Origin of the sequence: Mucilaginibacter corticis, assembly GCF_007558865.1 — a bacterium.
Taxonomy (GTDB): domain Bacteria; phylum Bacteroidota; class Bacteroidia; order Sphingobacteriales; family Sphingobacteriaceae; genus Mucilaginibacter; species Mucilaginibacter corticis.
In genome coordinates this window covers 251,138-273,538 of record NZ_VLPK01000002.1, presented here as the reverse complement: position 1 = coordinate 273,538, position 22,401 = coordinate 251,138, and the positions used below count along the sequence as shown (strand labels likewise).

General features: G+C 43.4%; 20 protein-coding genes. 13 read left to right on the top strand and 7 right to left on the bottom strand.

Annotated features, from left to right (window positions below; all coding sequences use genetic code 11):
* Nucleotides 1-54 precede the first annotated feature (54 nt).
* The 4 genes from lpxK to FO440_RS11850 all read left to right on the top strand — a co-directional run bounded on the left by lpxK (nt 55) and on the right by FO440_RS11850 (nt 4,614).
* On the top strand, nt 55-1,116 hold the full coding sequence (gene lpxK, locus FO440_RS11865; protein WP_144248483.1) for a tetraacyldisaccharide 4'-kinase: 1,062 nt from the start codon (nt 55-57) through the stop codon (nt 1,114-1,116).
* A complete protein-coding gene (locus FO440_RS11860) occupies nt 1,079-1,900 on the top strand; it encodes a purine-nucleoside phosphorylase (RefSeq protein ID WP_144248482.1) in 822 nt (273 codons plus the stop codon). Before lpxK ends, FO440_RS11860 begins: the two co-directional genes overlap by 38 nt.
* Nucleotides 1,893-4,025, top strand: coding sequence for a putative porin (locus FO440_RS11855; protein ID WP_144248481.1), 2,133 nt, complete (start codon nt 1,893-1,895; stop codon nt 4,023-4,025). Before FO440_RS11860 ends, FO440_RS11855 begins: the two co-directional genes overlap by 8 nt.
* Nucleotides 4,026-4,173: 148 nt before the next feature.
* Entirely contained in the window at nt 4,174-4,614 is a 441-nt protein-coding gene (locus tag FO440_RS11850) for a cupin domain-containing protein (RefSeq protein WP_144248480.1), read from the top strand.
* A gap of 6 nt (nt 4,615-4,620) precedes the next feature.
* Here the strand turns inward: FO440_RS11850 and FO440_RS11845 are convergent, their stop codons facing one another.
* Entirely contained in the window at nt 4,621-5,901 is a 1,281-nt protein-coding gene (locus tag FO440_RS11845; protein ID WP_317129798.1) for an asparagine synthetase B, read from the bottom strand.
* Nucleotides 5,902-5,947: 46 nt separating this feature from the next.
* Nucleotides 5,948-7,129 carry an asparagine synthetase B gene (locus FO440_RS11840; RefSeq protein ID WP_144249136.1) on the bottom strand — a complete coding sequence of 394 codons (1,182 nt, stop codon included), beginning with the start codon at nt 7,127-7,129 and terminating at the stop codon, nt 5,948-5,950.
* A gap of 165 nt (nt 7,130-7,294) precedes the next feature.
* Here FO440_RS11840 and FO440_RS11835 point away from each other — a divergent pair, with 165 nt between their 5' ends.
* From FO440_RS11835 to FO440_RS11825, 3 genes are all read left to right on the top strand, one after another.
* Nucleotides 7,295-7,618: an EF-Tu C-terminal domain-related protein gene (locus tag FO440_RS11835; RefSeq protein ID WP_144248479.1), complete on the top strand. Its 324-nt coding sequence runs from the start codon at nt 7,295-7,297 to the stop codon at nt 7,616-7,618.
* A gap of 91 nt (nt 7,619-7,709) precedes the next feature.
* Nucleotides 7,710-8,171, top strand: coding sequence for a peptidylprolyl isomerase (locus FO440_RS11830; protein WP_144248478.1), 462 nt, complete (start codon nt 7,710-7,712; stop codon nt 8,169-8,171).
* A gap of 80 nt (nt 8,172-8,251) precedes the next feature.
* Nucleotides 8,252-8,794: a DUF5606 family protein gene (locus tag FO440_RS11825; protein ID WP_144248477.1), complete on the top strand. Its 543-nt coding sequence runs from the start codon at nt 8,252-8,254 to the stop codon at nt 8,792-8,794.
* Nucleotides 8,795-8,930: 136 nt separating this feature from the next.
* On the opposite strand, the gene FO440_RS11820 is transcribed toward FO440_RS11825, so the two are convergent.
* Together FO440_RS11820 and rlmH are read right to left on the bottom strand one after the other, a co-directional pair.
* Nucleotides 8,931-9,875: a cation diffusion facilitator family transporter gene (locus tag FO440_RS11820; RefSeq protein WP_144248476.1), complete on the bottom strand. Its 945-nt coding sequence runs from the start codon at nt 9,873-9,875 to the stop codon at nt 8,931-8,933.
* 75 nt (nt 9,876-9,950) lie between these two features.
* On the bottom strand, nt 9,951-10,424 hold the full coding sequence (gene rlmH, locus FO440_RS11815; RefSeq protein WP_144248475.1) for a 23S rRNA (pseudouridine(1915)-N(3))-methyltransferase RlmH: 474 nt from the start codon (nt 10,422-10,424) through the stop codon (nt 9,951-9,953).
* A gap of 61 nt (nt 10,425-10,485) precedes the next feature.
* On the opposite strand from rlmH, the gene FO440_RS11810 reads away from it, so the two are divergent.
* The 4 genes from FO440_RS11810 to FO440_RS11795 all read left to right on the top strand — a co-directional run bounded on the left by FO440_RS11810 (nt 10,486) and on the right by FO440_RS11795 (nt 14,397).
* Complete coding sequence (locus FO440_RS11810) at nt 10,486-12,291, top strand: MutS-related protein (RefSeq protein ID WP_144248474.1); 1,806 nt, start codon at nt 10,486-10,488, stop codon at nt 12,289-12,291.
* Between the two features lie 467 nt (nt 12,292-12,758).
* Nucleotides 12,759-13,094: an ArsR/SmtB family transcription factor gene (locus FO440_RS11805; RefSeq protein WP_144248473.1), complete on the top strand. Its 336-nt coding sequence runs from the start codon at nt 12,759-12,761 to the stop codon at nt 13,092-13,094.
* Nucleotides 13,084-13,536 (top strand): SRPBCC family protein, encoded by a 453-nt coding sequence (locus tag FO440_RS11800; RefSeq protein ID WP_144248472.1) that lies wholly within the window; start codon nt 13,084-13,086, stop codon nt 13,534-13,536. Before FO440_RS11805 ends, FO440_RS11800 begins: the two co-directional genes overlap by 11 nt.
* 6 nt (nt 13,537-13,542) lie before the next feature.
* Nucleotides 13,543-14,397 (top strand): alpha/beta fold hydrolase, encoded by an 855-nt coding sequence (locus tag FO440_RS11795; RefSeq protein WP_222103974.1) that lies wholly within the window; start codon nt 13,543-13,545, stop codon nt 14,395-14,397.
* Between the two features lie 219 nt (nt 14,398-14,616).
* On the opposite strand, the gene FO440_RS11790 is transcribed toward FO440_RS11795, so the two are convergent.
* Nucleotides 14,617-17,127 (bottom strand): outer membrane beta-barrel family protein, encoded by a 2,511-nt coding sequence (locus tag FO440_RS11790; RefSeq protein WP_144248471.1) that lies wholly within the window; start codon nt 17,125-17,127, stop codon nt 14,617-14,619.
* A gap of 197 nt (nt 17,128-17,324) precedes the next feature.
* Nucleotides 17,325-20,123, bottom strand: coding sequence for a leucine--tRNA ligase (leuS, locus tag FO440_RS11785; protein ID WP_144248470.1), 2,799 nt, complete (start codon nt 20,121-20,123; stop codon nt 17,325-17,327).
* Between the two features lie 182 nt (nt 20,124-20,305).
* On the opposite strand from leuS, the gene FO440_RS11780 reads away from it, so the two are divergent.
* Both FO440_RS11780 and FO440_RS11775 read left to right on the top strand, forming a co-directional pair.
* On the top strand, nt 20,306-20,962 hold the full coding sequence (locus FO440_RS11780; protein ID WP_144248469.1) for a porin family protein: 657 nt from the start codon (nt 20,306-20,308) through the stop codon (nt 20,960-20,962).
* A 119-nt stretch (nt 20,963-21,081) separates the two neighbouring features.
* The gene (locus FO440_RS11775) at nt 21,082-21,747 is read left to right on the top strand and encodes a porin family protein (RefSeq protein ID WP_144248468.1); all 666 of its coding nucleotides are present in this window, start codon (nt 21,082-21,084) and stop codon (nt 21,745-21,747) included.
* 61 nt (nt 21,748-21,808) lie between these two features.
* Here FO440_RS11775 and FO440_RS11770 read toward each other — a convergent pair whose 3' ends face one another.
* Nucleotides 21,809-22,390 (bottom strand): hypothetical protein, encoded by a 582-nt coding sequence (locus FO440_RS11770; RefSeq protein ID WP_144248467.1) that lies wholly within the window; start codon nt 22,388-22,390, stop codon nt 21,809-21,811.
* Between the last annotated feature and the right edge of the window lie 11 nt (nt 22,391-22,401).

Below are 22,401 nucleotides of genomic sequence, written 5' to 3'. Positions count from 1 at the left end.
CCTCCCTGCCGGGCAGAATTTAGGTGTGGCTATTTTCTTATCTTTACGCCCTGTATGAAATACCTGCGCCTGCTATTATTTCCTTTTTCGTTGATCTACGGATTAATTGTGATGGTGCGCAATTGGTGTTATGATACGGGCGCCTTTAAAAGCCACGAATTTGACCTGCCTGTAATCGCCGTTGGCAACTTAACCATAGGCGGTGCCGGCAAAAGCCCCATGACCGAATACCTTATCCGCCTGTTAAAGCAGGATTATAAACCGGCCACCTTAAGCCGTGGCTATGGGCGCGAAACCAAAGGTTTTAAAATTGCCTCTTCCACTGCCACAGCAAGCCGGGTTGGCGACGAACCGGCTCAGTTCAAACATACATTCCCGGATATTACGGTAGCTGTTTGCGAGAAACGGGTTGACGGCATTGAGCAGCTAAAAGCAGACCACGACCTGATCATTTTAGACGATGCCTACCAGCACCGCGCGGTTAAACCGGGCTTGAGTATTCTATTATTTGACTATAACAGCCTTGACGCCTCACATTTGGTATTACCTGCCGGCAATTACCGCGAACCTTTTAGCGGGCGCTGGCGCGCGGACGTGATCATCATCAGTAAATGCCCTGAAGATTTAGACGAGGCCATGCAGGATAGTATTGCCGCCGGCATGGCCCTGTTGCCCTGGCAGCAATTATATTTTACCACCATAAGCTATATGCGGTTGCATGACATGGATGGCAACCCGTCAATGACCGTGATAGACAAGGACACTACGGTATTTTTATTGACAGGTATTGCTAATGCCACCCCTCTGCTTGCGCATATTAAAAAGCAAACAATAAACGTTATTCATCATAATTATCCCGATCATCACCGCTTTAGCTTAAAAAATATCACTAAACTTGCCGATGAATTTGCTGCCTGCGCATCACAAAAAAAAGTGATCGTCACAACAGAAAAGGATGCGCAGCGTTTAGGAGAACAAGAACTGCTGCCGCTTATTAAAAGGCTGCCTGTTTTGGTGATGCCGATAGGTGTTATGTTTTTAGAAGATCAGCAGCAGTTTGATCAATTTGTTATTGAGTATGTCAGAAAATTTAGAGAGCACCACCCAGTACATTAAAAACCGCATAGGCGATTTTGTGCCCGAGGTAGGCATCATATTAGGTACCGGTCTTGGCGGCCTGGTAACCGAAATTGAGGTTGAAAAACAGTTAATGTACAGCAATATCCCTGATTTTCCCATCTCAACTTTAGAGTTCCATTCGGGCAAGCTGATATTTGGCACATTGGGTGGCGTAAAAGTTGTTGCCATGCAGGGCCGATTACACTATTATGAAGGCTACAGCATGCAGCAGATCACCTTCCCGGTACGGATCATGAAAATGCTGGGCATTAAAACGCTGTTTGTATCAAACGCCAGCGGGGCGCTTAACCCATCGTTTAAAAAAGGCGACCTGATGATCATTGAAGACCACATCAGCTTACAGCCCCATAACCCGCTGGTTGGCCGCAATGATGATGAAATGGGTCCGCGTTTCCCGGATATGAGCGAGCCTTATAAATATGCACTGATAGAAAAAGGGCTTGACATCGCCTCAAAAAATAATATAACCTGCCATAAAGGTATATATGTTGCCGTAACCGGCCCCAATTTAGAAACCAGGGCAGAATACAAATACTTAAGGATAATTGGCGGCGACGCGGTAGGCATGAGTACCGTACCCGAGGTAATTGTAGCTAACCACATGGGCCTGCCGGTATTTGCCATATCTGTTTTAACGGACGAGGGATTCCCTGAACAGCTTAAACCGGTATCTATTGAAGAAATTATAGCGGTGGCAGGCGCAGCCGAACCGAAAATGACCCTAATACTTAAAGAATTGATCGCCGGTTTAAATGCCTGATAAGTTAAAATACATACTGTTGTTACTGATCTGTTTTGCGGCGCAATTTGCTGTGGCCCAACAGTACAACCCAAATTATCCTAACAGGTACGATCCGAATAACCCGAATAATCCTAATAACCCTTACAACAGGCGGGGTTACAATCCTAATGATACAACCACCCGGCCGAAAGAAATATCCGGCGACGCGCAGATCGACAGCATGCGTAAACGTGAAGAACGTGCGCGCGATTCGGTTATCTTCAATTCAAAATTTATCAGGGTAACCAGTGAAAGATTTCTCAGGGATAGTACACAATTGTTTGCTGTTGATACCACGTTAACCAATTTTGAAAACTACAGCCCGCTTTTTCAGCCCCGCGCGCCGCAAATAAGTTTAGGTGGCAGCGAGGGCCTGGCCAGCCGCAGTTTACTGTTTACCCCGGCCAAAACAATTGGCTTTGATGTGGGCCTGCACGCGCTTGATCTGTGGAAACTTAAGCCTGAAGATATCCAATATTATAAAGCCAGGGTACCCTATAGCGTATTAAGCCTTTACACCGGGGGTGCTGCAGAACAGGTATTTAAACTCATGCACACCCAAAACGTTAATCCTAATTTAAATATCGGTTTTAACTTAAATTTTATAGGATCGCGTAACTTTTATTCAAGCAACCGGGTATTAGGTCAAAATGTGAGCGACCTGAACGCCGCCGCGTTTACCTGGTACGAATCAAAAAGCAAGCGGTACAACCTGTTGGCCAATTTGATATACAATAACCTTAAATCGCCCGAAACAGGATCTATATTAAACGATTCTGTTTTTACAGTGGGGTCTTTTGATAAAAAAACTGAAACGGTACGCCTGCCCAACAACTATGAAAACTGGAAATCAACAGGCCTTTACCTTAAACAGTTTTATTACATAGGCCATATCGATACCGCCAATTTGAAAGGCGGTACACCCAAAGTGTTACCAACTCAGCGTGTTAATTATACCTTTAATTATGACGTAAGCAAGTACGAATTTTTTCAAAACGATATAGATAAGTATAACGTATTTCCTGATTATTACTTTAGCTCAAACCGGTCAAGGGATTCGCTTACGGTAACGCACATACAGAATGATTTTGGGTACAGCTTTTATTTAAGAAGCAAAGGAAAAAAAATTGCCAAAAACGAGCTAAAGCTTGACCTGGGCCTTACGCACGATTTTTATACGTACACCCAATTTGTCAGTGATACCCTGGTTGACCAATACGGCCAAAAACTACGTAAAGCTGACAAGAAACAGGACGCATCATTCCAAAACATCACCATACGGGGTAAACTAAGTTACCGCTTTAGCGACCGGATAGACCTTGAAGGCACAGTAAACCAGGTGGCCGTAGGCCGCAACTTTGGCGACTTTTTGTATGATGCCAAGCTATTGCTGGCAGGTGGTAACAAAGCAGGTAAAATAATTCTGGAAGGATACCAGCAAAGCAGTTCGCCGCCATTGCAGGCTACCAGTTGGGTAACTAACCATTACATATTTCATAATAGTTTCAGTAACCAAAAAACTACCAGCCTGTCATTCAACTATATCAATGACCCACTGCAGCTTGACCTGAAAGCAGAGTATTTTTTAATTGCCGACTACCTTTATTATGTGTCGCAACCGGGCGGTAGCGATGCGCACCCTGTTCAGTTAGGTAATGATATTAACTTATTGAAAGTAAGCCTGGGCAAAAACTTAAGCTGGCGCGAACTGCACTTTGATAACTATATTGTTTACGAAAAGACCGACTATCAATCAACCCTGCGCGTACCCGAAGTTTATACCTACAGCAGCCTTTATTACAACGCTTTCCTGTTTAATACGCTGCATATGTCGGCAGGGCTTAATGTGCGCTATAATACCACTTATACAGCGCCGTCATATGCAGTTGGCCTGGGCCAGTTTTATAACGGGCAAAATGTTATTTACACATCTTACCCTGTTGGGACAGTATTCCTGAAAGGTACTATCAAAAACACAAACGTGTTTGTACAATATGATTATGCAAACCAGGGGCTGTTCAGCAACGGCTATTACACGGTTAACCGCTACCCGCAACAAGACCATGCGCTTAAATTTGGTGTAAGGTGGATGTTTTTCCAATAGATCCAGTTGGTAGTTTGCAGTTATCAGTTTGCAGTAATATGCAAACTGATAACTGCAAACTGAACTACGAAGTTTATACTGGCGGTAACTTGCATTTGTCGGACTGAAAACTTATCTTGGTTCACATAATTATAAAAGCCGATTCCTTATGTTCCCTTCTTTTAAAGAAACTATTCGTATAGGTGGACTTGAACTCAATTTTTTGCTTGATGGTGATGACACCGAGGGCACAATGGTACAGTTTGAAATGATTGTGCCACCCAATGCAAAGGTGCCTGCGCCACACTTTCATGTTGAAGTAGATGAAATAGCGTATATGCTGGAAGGTACGCTCATGCAAACCATTGGCTCAGAAATAAGGGAAATGCACTCCGGCGACAAATGTTTTATAAAAAGGGGCGTTGTACATGGCTTTAGCAATCCTTATGATCAACCGGCGAGAGTGCTTTGTACCTTGTCACCTGCGTCAATAGGCCCGGCTTATTTCCGGGAAATAGCCGCTGTGATTAATGCGGGCGGCCCGCCGGATATGCAAAAGGTGCTCGCCATTATGAAAAATTATGGCCTGGAGCCGGTGAAACCCGCTTGAACCTTATCAGGTCTTCAATTTTTTCTTCTTCGCGGCAGGGAACAATACATTGTTTAAGATCAGCCTATACCCCGGCGAGTTTGGGTGCAGGCTCAGGTCTGTTGGTGGTTCATTGGGATTATACTGGTAGTTCTCCGGGTCGTGGCCGCCGTAAAAGGTCCATTGCCCTTTGCCATATTCGCCATGAATGTAGCGGGCCTCATTGGCCGATTTCAGTTCGCCCATAATAGTTACGGTCGATTTTATCTTACGTTCATCAAACGCGGTAGCCAGGCCCATAAAGCCTTTTATTACCCGTTCGTGATTTTGGGTGAGCATACTGGGTATCACATCCCACTTTGCCGAAAAATCAAAAAGCGTAAAAAAATCGTCTTCCTGCGCAATATGCCGTGTGTTGCTTACATCAATATTACTGAACCGGCCACCGCTTCGGCCTGAGGGATAACTCCCCGTAACTACCGTAAAATTTTGAAAAGCCAAGGTCCGGCTAAAATCAAGCTTTGATTGTGCCTGCGGGTCGGGCGGGTCGCCATCATATTGCTCATCAACAATGTCGGTATTCTGCGCCGCTAACGCTATGTCAAAACTATCCGCGCCCGAACACATCGCCAGTAAAAAACCACCACCGGCACAAAAGCTGCAGATATTTTGCGCTACCGCCAGTTTCATTTTTGACACCTTGCTATAACCAAATTTCTTAGCCGTAGCCTCCTGCGACGCCTTTATCTCCTGAAATTTTTCGGCGTACCGGCCGCGGCTTTCTTTACTGTACTGCCCCGTAAAATCTTCATGGTGCAGGTGCAACCAGTCGTATTTATTTAAGTCGCCGCGCAACACTTCTTCATCATACACCAGGTCGAACGGGATCTCGGCATATTTCAGCACCAGTATAACCGCGTCATCAGCCGGCTTAACCCCTGTCTTAGGCGAATATACAGCCATGCGCGGGGCCGTCTGCAATTTCACCACATCCATATTTACCGATGGATCATTTATTTGGGCGATAATTTGGCTTACTTTATCGTCCGCTAAAACCTCATAGCTAACGCCGCGTACTTTGCATTCATTTTCGGTTTTGGGGTCATATTTGGTCACGAAGCTGCCGCCGCGATAATTTAGCAGCCAGTCAACCTCCTCCCCGTTCTTCAATACCCAAAAAGCAATTCCGTACGATTTTAAATGATCCTTCTGCGCTTCATCCATAGGTATAAGAATGGAAGCCGCCTTTAAGCCGAAGGCTGAAAGGAGAAAGGTAAAGGCTAAAAGGTATTGTATACGATGCATCATATTATCCTTTTAAAACTAAAACTACCCCTTCAGGGGGCTGAGGGGCCTACGTTTTCTGCTTTTTCTTTTTAGCGGCAGGAAACAGCACATTATTTAAAATCAGCCGGTAACCAGGTGAGTTTGGATGCAAATTAAGATCGGTCGGCGGGTCACTTACCTGGTGCTGGTAATCTTCGGGATCATGGCCGCCGTAAAAAGTCCATTGCCCTTTGCCGTACTCGCCGTGGATATAACGTACCTCGTTAGCCGTTTTCATATCGCCCATAATGGTTACGCCAGGTTTAATGGTGTTTTTATTAAAGGCGGTGGTTAGGCCCATGAAGCCCTTTATTACTTTATCATGGTTTTGCGTTAACATGCTGGGCACAACATCCCACTTTGCCGAGAAATCAAACAGCGTAAAAAAATCATCCGTGCGGTTAACCTCGCGCGTGGTGGTAACATCAATATCGCTGAACCGGTGAGATAACGGGTTAAGGTCAAGATTAAAATTCTGGAAAGCGAAGGTCTGCGTAAAATCAAGCTTGCTTTGCGCGTTGGGGTCGGCAGGGTCGCCGTCAAACATGCTTTCGCAAATATCTGTATTGCCTGCTGCCAGCGCCACGTCAAATGTTTCGGTACCTGAACACATGGCAAACAAAAAGCCGCCACCCGCGGTAAAATCACGAATATGCTGCGCCACGGCCAGCTTCATTTTCGATACTTTTTTAAAGCCCAGCTTAGCGGCCATATCTTCTTGTGCCTTTTTATCGTCAACATACCATTGCGCGTTACTAAACCCTGCGAAAAATTTACTGTACTGCCCGGTAAAGTCCTCGTGGTGCATATGCAGCCAGTCGTATTTCGGCAAGTCTCCACGCAGCACTTCCTCATCATACACCAGGTCGAACGGAATCTCGGCATACTTTAACACCAGGGTAACGGCATCATCCCAGGGCAGTTTATTTTTTGGCGAATACACAGCGATTTTGGGCGCTTTTTGCAGTTTTACCAGATCCATATTAACAGATGGATCGCTTACCTGCGTAATGATCTCGCTTACCTTGGCATCGGCCAAAACCTCGTAGCTGATACCGCGGATGTTGCATTCGTCTTCCAGTTTTTTATCATAAGTGGTCATGAAACTGCCGCCACGGTAGTTGAGCAGCCAGTCAACCTCACCCCCATTTTTCAAAACCCAAAACGCGATACCATAGGCCTTAAGGTGATTTTTTTGCGCCTCGTCCATCGGCATTAATATAGATGCGGCCTTTGTTATAAAAGGCAAAAGGTAAAAGGCGAAAAGCAGCAAGCTAAAAGGTAAAGGGCGACAGGTAAAAGGTTTTTTATTGGCTCGTTTCATTGCTATATCAAATGTAACGAATAAATGTAGCAATCATTGTATATTGCTAGCATGAACAAACAGCCGGATTTTATTGCGGAATTGACATATAGAACAAACGAGCAAGGTGGACGATCGACTTCGGCATTGTCAGGCTATCGCCCGCATATCAAATTTGCGTTTAGCGAGTATCAAACAACGGGGCAACAAAAATTCCTCAATAAAGAAATTGTGTATCCCGGAGAAAGTGTTTCTGCCGAGATATCTATCTTATCGGTCGATTTTTTCAAACATAAGTTAAAAAAATATTTGGAATTTGAATTTAGAGAAGGTTCGAGAGTAATAGGGACAGGTAGAATTATAGATATTTTAAACCCAGATTTGCTTGTTTTGTAGCATATCAACAATCCACAATTAACTAATCTCTAATCTTTAATCTCCAATCTCTAAAAATTACTACCTTTGCCAACCTATTAAAAAATTTGAAATGAGTAAAGCAATTATAAAAACTGACAAAGGCGATATGACCGTATCGTTTTACGATACTGATGCGCCTAACACAGTAGCAAATTTTAAAAAATTAGCTAAAGAAGGATTTTACAACGGATTGGCGTTTCACCGTGTTATCCCTAACTTTATGGTACAAGGTGGCTGCCCTTTCTCTAAAGACGCGTCGACTGCTTATAAAGCAGGCAGCGGCGGTCCTGGTTACCATATTGACTGTGAGCTAACCGGCGAACTGCAATATCATGACCGTGGTGTATTATCAATGGCGCATGCAGGCCGTAACACCGGCGGGTCACAATTTTTTATCTGCCACAGCCGTGCCAACACTGCTCACCTTGACCGTAACCATACCTGCTTTGGTAAAGTTATTGAAAACGTAGATGTAGTTGATGATATCCGCCAGGGCGATAAGATCATATCAATAGAAATAACAGAAGAATAATTTAGTGAATGGTGAGTGGCGAATAGTGAAATTTATATTTACTATTTACCGTTCACCATTCACCATTAAATACTCACTATATGAATTTAAGCGGAATCGTATCAGTATCGGGCAAGCCGGGATTGTGGAAAGCACTGGCACAAAACAAAACAGGTTTTGTTTTAGAAAGCCTTGACGCGCAAAAAACTAAACTGATAGCCAACCTGTCAACCGCCAAATTAGCGGCATTGGATGAAATTACCATTTTTGGTGATGACGAAGATATAAAGCTAACTGATGTTTTAGCGCGTATAAAAATCGCTGCCAACGTTCCTGACGCTAAAGCTGATGGCACTAAACTAAGAAGCTTTTTCAGGGAAATAGCCCCGGGCCATGATGAAGAAAAAGTTTATGCTTCTGACATGAAGAAAATCTTAAACTGGTTCAACATTTTGAAAGAGCTGCCTTTATTTAATGAGGAAGCGCCTGCGGCACCAACTGCAGAAGGTGAAACTGCTGAGGCTGCGGCTCCGGTAAAAATCACCGAAAAACCAAAAGACAAACCGGCCCCTAAAAAAGCCGCTGCGCCAAAGGCGCAAGCAGCCAAAGTTAGCGCCCCTAAAAATCCGTCAAAGAAAGGGTAAAATTTCTCCTAAATCCTCTCCAAAGGCGAGGACTTTAATTGACAAAAACATAAAACAAAAGAACCCCACTGAAATCAGCGGGGTTCTTTTTGTTTATAATGATCTCCCTCTCCTTTGGAGAGGGCCGGGGTGAGGTTTAGCAATCCGGTTCATCACATTTTTCCGTCGAGAATTCTGGTTCAAAAGTGCTGTGGTTTATGTCCATATGTTGCAGGCGGTGCCGCAAGTCAGCCTTGATGCCGTCAAACAAATGCAGATCGTCAGGGGCTATTACCAGGTGAGCGGTTAATGCGTTTTCTGTGGTACTTAGCGCCCATACGTGCATGTGGTGCACATCAACCACACCTTTGGCTTTTAACAGTTCAGTTTTGATCTTGTTAAGATCCATTTCTTTAGGTACCCCGTCCATCTCTAAACGCAGGCTGTCCTTTAGCAGGCTCCAGGTGCCGCGCAATATCACTATGGCTATAATTAAGCTAACCACGCTGTCTATCCAATATAGTTTGGTAAAGTAAATAATAACACCTGCTATTACTACACCTAATGATACCACGGCATCCATTGCCATGTGCATGTAGGCGCCTTTTACATTCAGGTCGGTGTCTTTATCCTTTACAAAAAGCCAGGCTGTAAACGCGTTAATAACTATTCCTATTAAAGATACCCATGCCACTGTGCCACCTTCAATAACCTGCGGGTGCATAAAGCGGATAATAGCCTCGTAAGCGATTACGCCGATAGACGCCACCAATATCACCGCGTTAAAAAACGACACTAATATGGTTGAACGCTTGTAACCATAAGTATAATTATTATTTGAGCCTACTTTGGTTAACTTAAATGCCAGCAGGGCCAGTGCTAAACCTACCACATCGCTTAGGTTATGCCCGGCATCGGTTAATAAGGATAACGACCCGGTGATCAAGCCGGCGATCACCTCGATAATTACGAAAGCCGAGTTTAATATAATCCCCCAAATAAAAGCGGCATTTAAATGATCAAGCTTGGGTGTATGATCGTGATGGTGATGACCGAATCCATGCGAATGATCATGGCTATGAGCGTGAGAGTGACCTGACATGGCGCAAAGTTAGCTAAAAATACTTGCCATTCTGACTATTACGCAGAATCTGTAATCTGACTCTTTACAAAGTAGTTACTCATGATGATAAGGTTCGCCTTTTATAATCGTAAATGCCCGGTACAATTGTTCGGTAAAAAATAGGCGGATCATTTGGTGCGAGAATGTCATCCGCGACAGCGAAAGTTTATCATTAGCCCGGTCATAAACCGACGGATCAAAGCCATAAGGTCCACCAACTACAAACACAAGGCTTGATGTTGAGCTGATGGATTTTTTATCGATAAATGCGGCAAATTGTTTTGAGGTGAGTTCCATGCCTTTCTCGTCCAGTAGAATAACGTGGTCTAAGGGAGAGATCTTTTTCAGGATCATTTCTGCCTCTTTGGCCTTTTGTTGCTGCTCGGTCAAAGCTTTGGTATTTTTTAATTCGGGCAGGTCAACCAGTTCTAATTTGGTATAATATTTTAAGCGTTTTACATACTTGTCAATGCCTTCTTTTAAATAAGCATCTTCAGTTTTGCCAACGGTTAAGAAAGTTATCTTCATAAAAAAACAAATAAACGGTTATTTAAAATATTAGTGCTTATTTAGCCTGATTTTATTTACGATGGAAAACGATATTATTGATCATTATACAAACAACGCGCAGCAGGCATCGCAACAGGCTGATAAGTTTAAAAAGCTGGTTGACACCTATTCACTGATGCGCCTGGGCATTTTCGCGGCTTTGGTGGTAGCCATCTATTTTGGCGCAGTTAATGACAATTTTAGTATAGTAGCGGTAAGCTTTGTGATATTACTTTTTGTTTTTGCCTCGCTGATATCGCGACAGAGCGCATATGAGCGTAAACGCAAGTATTTTAAAGACCTTACCTTAATTAATAATAACGAGATAGCCAGTATACAAACCCGCGGTAATATCTATAGCAACGGCAGCGCTTTCGGTAACGAAAAACACTTTTACACATCAGACCTGGACATATTTGGCAATATGTCGCTGTTTCAATTAATGAACCGGGCGGCCACCGCGCCGGGGATAGCAAAACTGGCATCATGGCTAAGCGCCCCCGCTAAAAAAGAGGTTATTTTACAGCGACAACAAGCAGTTGAAGAAATAGCAAATAAAAATCAATGGCGGTTAGAAATCCAAACACTGTTGCTGTTTGCCAACAAACCCGATGCTAACCAACTACAGGGCTTGTTCGCTTTTTTGCACACACCGTTAACGCTGCCCGGCGAAAAGTTGCTGGTGAACTATATTAATATAGCCCCTTACCTGCTACTGGCTGCGTTTGTAGCTGGTTATTTTACGCCTGTTTTTACCTTGATAGGCATTGGGCTGGCGCTGGCAAATATGACCATCGTAATGTCGCAGGGTGGTTATATAGCCAAATCATCGGCTATTGCAGACAGGATAAGTAAAGACCTTGCGGGCTATGCAGCAGTATTTGCTAAAATAGAACAGGAAGACTGGCACGCACCTTACAATAAAGCGCTAACCCAAAAGATCAAAGAAAACCAAACCTCAAAAAATATTGCCGAACTGTCAAAGCTGATCAATAAGATGAGCTATAACCTCATCATGGTGGTAAATTTTGTTTTAAATGTACTGTTGTTATGGGCGCTTAAACAAGCCATCGCCATTGAAAACTGGAAACGCAATAACCACGAGAGTTTAGAAGATGCCTTTGAGGTAATTGCCGAATTTGAGGCGCTTTCAGGTATAGCCGGTTTAAAGTTTAATTACCCGCAATGGTCTAATCCGCAAATAGAGGATAGTGAAACTTATACCATCGTCGCCCAAAATATGGCGCACCCGCTCATCAACAGCAAAAACAGGGTAACCAATGATTATGAGCTGACCGATACTTTTAAGATAGATATCATCACCGGATCAAACATGGCAGGCAAGAGTACCTTTTTACGTACCATAGGTATCAACACCGTGCTGGCACTTTGCGGCGCACCGGTTTGTGCCGATAGCATGCGCGTGTCTGTAATGACCATGGTGAGTTATATGCGCATTAAAGATTCGCTGAATGAAAGTACATCAACCTTTAAGGCCGAGCTTGACCGCCTGCAAATGCTGCTGGCTGCTGTGGAGAAGGAATACAAAGTTTTCTTTTTGATTGACGAGATGCTGCGCGGTACCAACTCGGTTGATAAATACCTGGGATCAAAAGCGGTTATCGAACAGTTGATCGCCAAAAAAGGTGTCGGCATGGTAGCCACCCACGATCTGGAGATAGCCAAACTGGAAACCGCTTACCCCGATTATGTGCGCAATTTCTATTTTGACATACAGGTAAAAGACGGCGAAATGCTGTTTGACTATAAAATGAAACACGGCGAGTGCAAAACGTTTAACGCGTCGCTGTTATTAAGGCAGATAGGGATAGATGTTGGGGCATAATTAGCTTCGGGCCGGTTAAAAGGGCTAACTTTTTTTGTTAACCGATATTTCAATACTCCTTTATTATACAGGTCAAATCCATCGGCAATTTGCCTGGTTTGGAAACTTCCAATCAGCGGCAGCTCAATAATGTTCCTTTTAAAAGAATATGATCCAACAGTTACATCGGCATACATGGGACTCTGACTTGTAAAGGAAAAAATTGCGACTGTTTTTTCTTTAAACTGGTAAATTATCTGCGCGTACTTACTCTTCTGCTGATTTGCCGAAACCAAATAAAAATCCTGACCAACCAAAGAAACAGATTTAGTTTTAGTACATCCGGCAAACAATATTGTGACTAAAATGATGGTGATAAGGTAATTTCTGGTCATGGTAATACCAAGTTACATTTTCGTTTAAATTTTTCAAAAAACATTTGCGCAAGCAAATACTTGCATTTATATTTGCAAGCATATACTTGCATAATGATCCAAAGAAGAGATGTATTCCAGGCCATTGCCGACCCTACCCGTCGCCAAATCATCAATATGGTGGCCGATAAGCCTTTAAATGTAAATACCATAGCCGACAGCTTTGACGTAAGCCGACAGGCGATATCGCTCCATATAAAAATTTTGATAGAGTGTGAACTGCTTAAGATCAAAAAACAGGGCCGCGAAAGGATCTGCGAAGCGCAATTAGATCCACTGAACGACGTTGCCCTTTGGCTTGACAATTACCGCAAACACTTTGAAAGCAAACTGGATAATCTGGAAACCTATTTAGATAAACTTAAACAAGAAAGAAAAAATGGAAAGTAACACTCAAGACCGCGAATTACGTATTTCAAGAACGCTTAACGCCCCCATCGACCTGGTATGGGAAGTGTGGACCAAACCGGAGCACATAGCCCAGTGGTGGGGCCCTAACGGTTTTACCAATACCATCAACACTATGGACCTTGTGGCCGGAGGCCAATGGCACCTGGTGATGCACGGCCCTGACGGTACGGACTATGTGAACAAGAGCACTTTTAAAGAGATCATCGAGTTTAAAAGGATCAGCTATGAACACTTTAACCCGCATTTTATAGCCACCATTGATTTTGAGGCGCAGGGCGAACAAACCTTGATCAACTGGCACATGCTGTTTGATTCGACAGAGATCTTGCAGGCTATAGTAAAAGCACACAACGCAGCCGAAGGCCTGAAACAAAACATAGAGAAACTGAATGTGTACTTAGCAGCCATGCCCGCTAAATAAAAGGTAATGAAAAACATTGTAGCAATAATGCTTGCCTTTATATTATCGGCAGCACAAAGCAATGCACAGCAATCCAATAAAAAAATGAAAGCAACATCAGCACACGCGCCGGTTAACGGCATTAGTATGTATTATGAAGTTTATGGCAACGGCGATATACCCTTGGTGCCATTGCACGGCGGCGGTTCAACCATACAAACTTCGTTCGAGAATATTATTCCGTTTCTGGCAACTGACCATAAAGTTATAGCTATCGAGGCGCAAGCGCACGGCCGCACAACCGACCGCAACACACCCGAAAGTTTTGTACAGGACGCGGACGACGCTGCGACTTTGTTAAAGCACCTTAACATTACAAAGGCAAATTTTATGGGTTTTAGCAATGGTGGCACCACCGCGCTGCAAATAGCCATACGCCACCCGGAGTTGGTCAACAAAATAGTGGTGGTAGCGGGCGCCTACCAGCGTGAAGGCTTTATGCAGGGTTTCTTTGAATTTATGCCTACTGCCACTTTTGAAAGTATGCCACAGCAATTAAAAGATGCCTTTATGAAGGTAAACCCCAACCACGCGCTGTTGGTAAATATGTTTGAGAAAGATAAAGCCCGAATGGTAAATTTTAAAGACATCAGCGATGATCTGATCCGCGGTATTAAAGCACCCGCCCTGTTTATGGTTGGCGATAAAGATGTAATAACGGTTGAGCATACCATAAAGATGTCTCAATTAATTGCCGGTGCCAAACTATCGGTGATCCCCGGTATACATGGCGAATGCATCGGTGAGGCCGGCAGTGGCGCTCCGGGTAGTAAACTGCCGCAGTCGACTGCAATATTGGTGAATGAGTTTTTGGGTAGATAGCACCTATTGCTAAGAAAAGCGGGAGGCCGCGCGATTCCCCTCTTGAGAGGGGTGTAGGGGTGTGTCCTTTAACGCGTAGACACACCCCTGCAACCGCACTATCCATCGCGCCCCCTCTCAAGAGGGGAATTATTAATCCTTTTTAAAACAATGCGTTTAACACAAAAAAAGCGATGGGTTTAAAACCCATCGCTTTTTTTATTGATGCTTTTACAGTTATTATCTGCCGCCGCCTGCGGGTGGGCCACCACCGCCTACGCCATTATCGTCTTGCTTAAGGTCGTCGTTGTTAACACCTTTCTTTTTCTCCATCGGGTTTTGTGGCTTAAAATTAAGCTTGCCAAAGTTGTAAGCAAACGTTAAACCAAACGAACGGAACGGCAACTGGAACCTGCTAACCTGGTTAAAGCCCGGGCTGCTGATGTTCGAGTTAAAGTTTTTATAGGTGCTAAATGGCTGGATAGCATTTAAGCCCAGCGAGTATTTTTTCTTATCAAACTGCTTTTTAAAGCCTACGCCAAATATGCTGAATGCAGGGTTAGTGCCCTGGATGGTACGGCGTGCCGAACTTCCAAAAGCAAATGACTCTGCTATAAAGTCGCTTGGCAAGGTTAAGGTAGCGCGCATAAAGCCCCCGTATTGTACATAAGTTCCGTTTTGCGTTTGGGCGTTACTAAACAAACCTGTAGGATCAGGTTTATAAGTATACGCGTTGATACTTCCCTGTATAGTCAATATTTTAAATGGTGTAATAGATCCGAAGAAACTACCGCCAAACGAGTTATTACTACCAATATTCTGGAAGGTTGTTAAAGTGTAGTGCGTAGTGTCTGTACCGCTTACAAGCGTTTGCGGTTTAGCAATACCTTCTATTAAATTGTCGGTATGCTTATAATAAGCTGACAGGTTGATCACAGATGAGCCTATGAAAGTATTATAACCTAATTCGACAGTTTGCGATACTTCAGGGCTTAATGTAGGGTTACCTACCTTTTGGGCCGTTACATTCGATGCATCAACATACGGGTTAAGGTATTGTAAGCTTGGGCGTGTAATACGTTTACTGTATGCCAATTTTATGGTCTGTGTAGCGGTAAGTTTCTTTTGCAGGGTTAAGCTTGGCACCAGGGTATTATAATCCTGCGTAAACGACAGGTTCTGTTGTGTCGCGCTTTGCGGATTACCGTCTATAGTAGTGTACTCATCCCTTAAACCTGCTAATATGCTGTAGTTTTTTGGCAGGTTAATTGTCAATACAGAATATGCCGCACCTACATTCTGGTTGTAGCCGTAAGTGCTTGACAAGGCATCGTTAAAAGCAAAGTCATTGCCTGTAGAAGGTGAGAATATATCATTAGTGGTATTGATCCTCCTGATGATGTATTTAGCACCCGACTCTAATTTAAACGTGGTATTGATCGGCAACACATAATCGGCCTGTAATGTGTATTCGTTATTTGTACCGTCAATATTGCTCTTTTGGTTAGGGTTTACGGCTGAATATATGCTGGTGTAATCTGTCTTACCAATATTATGGCTCCATTGCGTTGAAAAATCCAGTTCCTCACCTTCCTTTTTAAACTTGTGTACATAGTCTATATTCCAGTCAAAGCCGCTGGCAGGTATGGCGTGGGCTATGGTGTTCGATGTGTAATTATCATCACCAGTGGTAATACTGTTTGAGTTGGTGTTAAATTTGATCTGGTTAAATCTAACGCTGGTGTTTAAGCTGTTATAAGCGTTAAACTCATATCCTGCAGATACCGAACCTGTTACTGCATGGCGGCTAACCCTGCTGGTACCATTGCTTTCTGTAAAAGAATTAGTGGTAGCGGTGTTTATACTTGTAGCCTGGTAAGTATTTGATGTTTGCGGCCATGAGGCGTTACCCCCAACATTCACCGTAAGGTTAAACCTGTTTTTATTGTAGTTAAGGTTAAAGTTACCATTGTTTTGGCGTGTACCTACACCACCGCTTATACCGCCACTAATGCCAGATATATTTTTTTGTTTGGTGATGATATTGATGATACCGGCAGATCCTTCCGCGTCATATTTTGCAGACGGCGAAGTGATCACCTCTACACTTTTGATCTGGTCGGCAGGGATACCTTTCAAAACATCAGCCAAACTGGCCGATGTAGCGCCTGATGGACGGCCGTTGATCAATACGCGCACGTTAGCATCACCGCGTAATGATACGTTACCGTTAATATCCACGTTTACCAGCGGCACTTTTTGCAGGATATCCGTAGCACTTCCGCCAGCGGCGATAACGTCCTTTTCAGCATTGTAAACAAGTTTGTCTATACGGTTCTCAACCAATGGCGCGGTACCGGTTATCGTAACTTCTTTTAATGCCTTTGTATTGGGCGGGATAACTATGCTACCCAGGTTTTTATCAGGTTTTGATGGCGTGGTTTCAACGTTGTTGATAACTTTGGTAGGATAACCTACAAAGGTTATTTCAAGCCTGTAAACACCAGGATGGATGCCATCCAGTTTAAAGTTTCCTTTGTCATCGGTAAGCACACCGGTAATAGGCGCTTTGCCTGTGGCCCTGAACAGGCTGACAGTACCATAATCTAACGGTTTTTTGGTAACAGAGTCGCTAACCGTTCCGGATATTTTCCCGACGATGGTTGATCCGCCACCACCGCCGACACCAAACTGGGCCTTAGCGGATATAACGGAACATAATATTGTTATAAGTAGAATTATGCGTTTCATTGGTAAATTTTTCGATTTAGGCGCAAAACTACTTCAAATGTTACAACGAAACATCACTTTTATTGCAATTTAGAATAATTATGTTGTATATGTTACAATAAGGGTACTGTAATACAGGCCTGTTTACAACAAAGCCCGGCAGGTAAACATGTACCTTCCGGGCTTTATATTTCAGATTTCTAAGTATCGCCGCTTGTCTATACAACCATATTTACAATACGACCTTTAACTACGATCACTTTTTTAGGCTGCTTGCCATCAAGGTAACGTTGTACATCGGCATTAGCTAATACAAATGCCTCAATATCATTTGGTTCAAGGCTTAAAGAGATATTCAGGTTCATCTTCGTTTTGCCGTTGATGGATATCGGGTAAGCAAATTCGTCTTCGACAAGGTAAGCAGGATTAAATTTAGGATATGGTGAATACGATAACGAACCCGCCTCATTACCCAACAATGTCCAAAGCTCCTCGCAGATATGCGGCGCGTACGATGCCAGCACTACTACCAGGTCCTGCAACACTTTGCGGTTATTGCATTTCAGGTCGGTTAGCTCATTGATAGCGATCATAAAGCTGGATACCGAAGTATTGAACGAGAAACGCTCTATATCTTCTTCAACCTTACGGATGATCTTATGCAATGATTTTAGTTCGGCTTTGGTTGGTTCAGCGTCTGACACACTGAACTCCCAGGCATCGTTATGGAACAAACGCCAGAATTTGCGCAGGAATTTGAATACGCCTTCAATACCGTTGGTATTCCAGGGTTTACTTTGCTCCAACGGGCCCAGGAACATTTCGTACATACGCAAGGTATCGGCACCATAGCGCTGGCAAAGATCGTCCGGATTTACAACGTTATAATAACGTTTAGACATTTTTTCTACTTCGACACCACATTTATATTGACCATTTTCAAGTATAAATTCAGCATCAGCAAACTCAGGTCGCCACGCTTTAAACTTATTTAAGTTCAATACGTCATTCTCCACAATATTCACATCGACATGTATTGGCGATGTATTGTATTGTTTTATCAAACCTTGCGAAACAAATGTATTTGTACCCCTTCCCTCTTCATCAATCAATCGGTAAACAAAGTTACTCCGTCCTTGTATCATTCCCTGGTTGATCAGTTTTTTAAATGGCTCTTCTTCAACCACCAGGTCAAGGTCCTTTAAAAACTTGTTCCAGAAACGGCTGTACAGCAGGTGGCCGGTAGCGTGTTCGCTGCCGCCTATGTACAGGTCAACGTCTTTCCAGTATTCAATCGTTTGTTTTGATGCAAAAGCTTTGTCATTATGCGCATCCATATAGCGATACCAGTACCAGCTACTTCCGGCCCAGCCGGGCATGGTGCTTAATTCGTACTCTCCGTCGGGATGCTTCCATCCCTCTGCCCTTCCCAGCGGCGGTTCTCCGCTTTCTGTAGGTAGATATTTATCTACTTCGGGCAGCAATAATGGCAGGTCGCTTTCGCTGATCAAATGCGGCAAGCCTTCTTTAAAATAAACAGGAACAGGCTCGCCCCAGTAACGCTGGCGGCCAAAAATAGCATCGCGCATCCTGAAGTTTACTTTTGCTTTGCCGAGGCCCAGTTCTTCCAGTTTGGCAACAACTGCCGCTGTGGCTTCTTTGTAACCTAAGCCGTTAATGAATAAAGAATTAATGTATTTACCTTCCTTGGTCGGGTCGGCCTCGTCAGTAATATTTTGAGTATCCAGTATCGGGATGATCGGCAGGTCAAAATGCTTGGCAAACAAAAAGTCACGCTGGTCACCGCTTGGTACAGCCATCACCGCGCCCGTGCCGTATCCTGCCAATACATAATCGGCAATGTAAATAGGCACTTTTTCATCATTCAGCGGATTGATCACATAACTACCCGTAAACGCGCCTGATACCGTCTTGGCATCAGCCATCCTGTCCAGCTCTGATTTCTTTTTTGTTTGGGCGATGTATGCTTCAATTTCAGCTTTTTGTTCAGGAGTGGTCAATTCAGCAACCAGCTCATGCTCCGGCGCTATTACTAAAAAAGTCACTCCAAAAATAGTATCAACCCTGGTTGTAAAAACCTCAATAAACTCTTGACTCCTGACTCTTGACTCTTGACTCTCAATAGGAAACTTCACACTTGCGCCCGTACTCTTCCCTATCCAGTTACGCTGCATTTCTTTTAGCGGCTCTGGCCAGTCAATGTTATCCAGTCCCTGTAATAAACGTTCGGCATAAGCTGTAATGCGCATGCTCCACTGCATCATTTTCTTTTGCTCAACCGGATATCCGCCACGTTCGCTAAAGCCGTCTTTTACTTCATCATTAGCCAGTACAGTGCCTAATGCAGGGCACCAGTTTACAGTGCTTTCCCGTAAATAAGTTAAGCGGTATTTTAACAGTTCCTGTTGTTGTTCGTTATTGCTTTTGGCTTTCCATTCGGCAACGGTAAAGGTTGCAACTTCTTCGTCTGATACAGCATTTACACCAGCTGATCCGTTTGCTTCAAAATGTGCTACCAGTTTGGTAATTGACTCCGCTTTATCCGCATCTTTATTATACCAGCTGTTAAACAACTGCATAAAGATCCATTGTGTCCATTTATAATAATCGGGCGAACTGGTACGCACCTCGCGGCTCCAGTCGAACGAAAAACCGATCTGATCTAACTGGCGGCGGTAGGTGGCAATGTTAGCCTCGGTAGTAATTGCAGGGTGTTGTCCGGTTTGTATGGCGTATTGCTCGGCTGGTAAGCCAAAGCTATCATACCCCATAGGGTGCAATACGTTAAAACCTTTAAGGCGTTTATAACGTGCAAAAATATCAGAGGCTATGTAACCCAGCGGATGCCCGACATGCAGCCCCGCGCCAGATGGGTACGGAAACATATCCAGCACGTAGTATTTAGGTTTATCGCTTTTATCCTCAGCCTTAAATGTCTGGTTATCGGCCCAAAACTGCTGCCACTTTTGCTCTATATCTTTAAATTGATAGTCCATTGCTTATCTGTACGGGTATTGAACCGCGAAATTAAGAAAATACCTATTAGTTTAGTAGCTAATTATATAAGTGCCCGGATTTAGTATCACCATACAACTAATTTTAACGGGAATTTTTAAAATTAAATTTTTAGTTTACCTTTAACCCACCGAAAACTAAAACCTATAAAAAACCTTTTTTTATGAAAAAAATCTTTACCACAGTATGCATCTTGTTAGGTGCTTATTCATTTACCCATGCACAATCAACTAAGTTAAGTGCCGGCAAAACCGAAGTTGGGTTGGGCCTTGGTGTTAGCGGCGCTTATTTAGTTCAGGATGCGGAACACGCATCAAGTACAGGCTTTGCCTGGGGTTTTACAGCACATGCCTCAGCCGAGTATTATTTAAGCGATGCCTGGGGCATTAAAATTAAAGCCAGTTATGATTCAAAAGGATGGGGAGATGGCATTTATAATGACCCCGGTAAATCAACAGTTGTTGAAGGGGTTTATTATCCTATAAAATACGTTACTGTGCCGGTAACCCTAAACTGGCATTTTGGCCCTGAAAAAAACTGGTATGTTATGGGAGGCCCTTATGCAGGCTTTTTATTAAATGCAACCAACGATTACACACACGAAGACATGAAAAAAGATTTTAAAAGTACCGAATTTGGTGCTGATTTAGGTCTGGGTTTAAATGTACCTATTTCAGACAGATTGCAGCTTTTCTTTGAGTTTGATGGTCAGTTGGGCTTCACTAACATCCAATCAGGTTTTACTAACACTTACTTACACAACAGCCCGGGATCGGAAACCAGGAAATCAGGGCTTGGCGTTGGCTTGAAATTTAAATAATCCTGAAGACTAAACTTTAAAAGGCCTGCAGGATCAAAGCTCTGCGGGCCTTTTTATTGACAAACAAATTATCAGCCTAAGAATTAAATTCAACTATATTCGTAAATTAATTTACTACCATGAAAAAACTTTTTATAACACTGTTAATCATCATCGGCATTGGCAAATTAACCTATGCCCAGCAAAAAACCAGGAGTAACTTTGAGTTTGGCATAAGCGGCGGTTACAACTTTTCGTACACGGTATCAAACGCCGGCTTTTACAACTATTATGGCGATTATTATGGCAGCTACAGCAGTTCTATTAAAAGCGGCTACAATGTCGGCGTGTCAGGCGAGTATTATTTTAATGAAACATGGAGCCTTAAAGCAAAGGTAATTTATGATCAAAAGGGCTGGGCAGACGGATCTTTAACAGACGACAAAGGCACCGAATTTGATTATGTTGATTATCGTTTAAATTATGTAACCGTGCCCATTATGGCTAATATACATTTTGGCCGCAGAAGTAATTGGTACTTAAATTTTGGCCCGTATATAGGCTTTTTAACCACCGCGAAAGCAAATGTTGGCGGCGATAACATAGACCTTAAACCATTATTCCATAGTGTTGACGGTGGACTGGCAGCAGGTCTTGGTATAAAAATACCGGTATCAAACTCATCGAGCGTATTTTTTGAATACGACAGCCAGACAGGCTTAAGCAATGTTGCAAGACCGGGCGCATCTGACACCGGTTCTTTACAATTATTAAGAGGCAGCCTTAACGTAGGCTTAAGCTTCTAAGCTAAAAATATATCAAAACACAAAAGGCTTGCAGGATCAAAAACCTGCGAGCCTTTTGTGTTTAATCGCTTAAAATATCTAAACAATCTTTACTTAGCGCAGCCAGCCTTTTACCTAATGATTTCAGGTGTGTATCATCATGGATATTGGTGTAAAGCTTTTTTATCAGTGCCATAGTCTCATCACTCGGGTCGCAGGCCTGGGCCTTTTCTAAATGCGGCAGGGCTTTCTGTACCGATGCTTTGTAAAGCACGGCAATCTCGTTGTCATTAGCGTTTGCCTGCAGTTTAGCGTATAATTCATCCGCAGGCTTAAGATATAAATACCCCAGGGCCCGGTGCGCCACATAATAGTTGGGCTGCGCGGCAACAACCATTTCATACAGCGGGATAGCTTCTACCGATTGGTTATCATCCTCATATAACTTGGCAAGGCTGGCGTAAAAACTGATGCAGCTTTTATCAGGCAATAGTTTTATGTTAGGTAATATATCCTCTCCCAGTTTTAATGCTGTTGATGTATTACCCTCCAACCGTTTCAGGTTAAAATCAAGGTAACGGTTGTAAACGGTATCGGCATTTTGCGCTTTAGAGGTGATGGCAAAGCAAAGAATAAGTAAGAGGATAATTGCTTTTTTGGGCATGGGTAAAGATA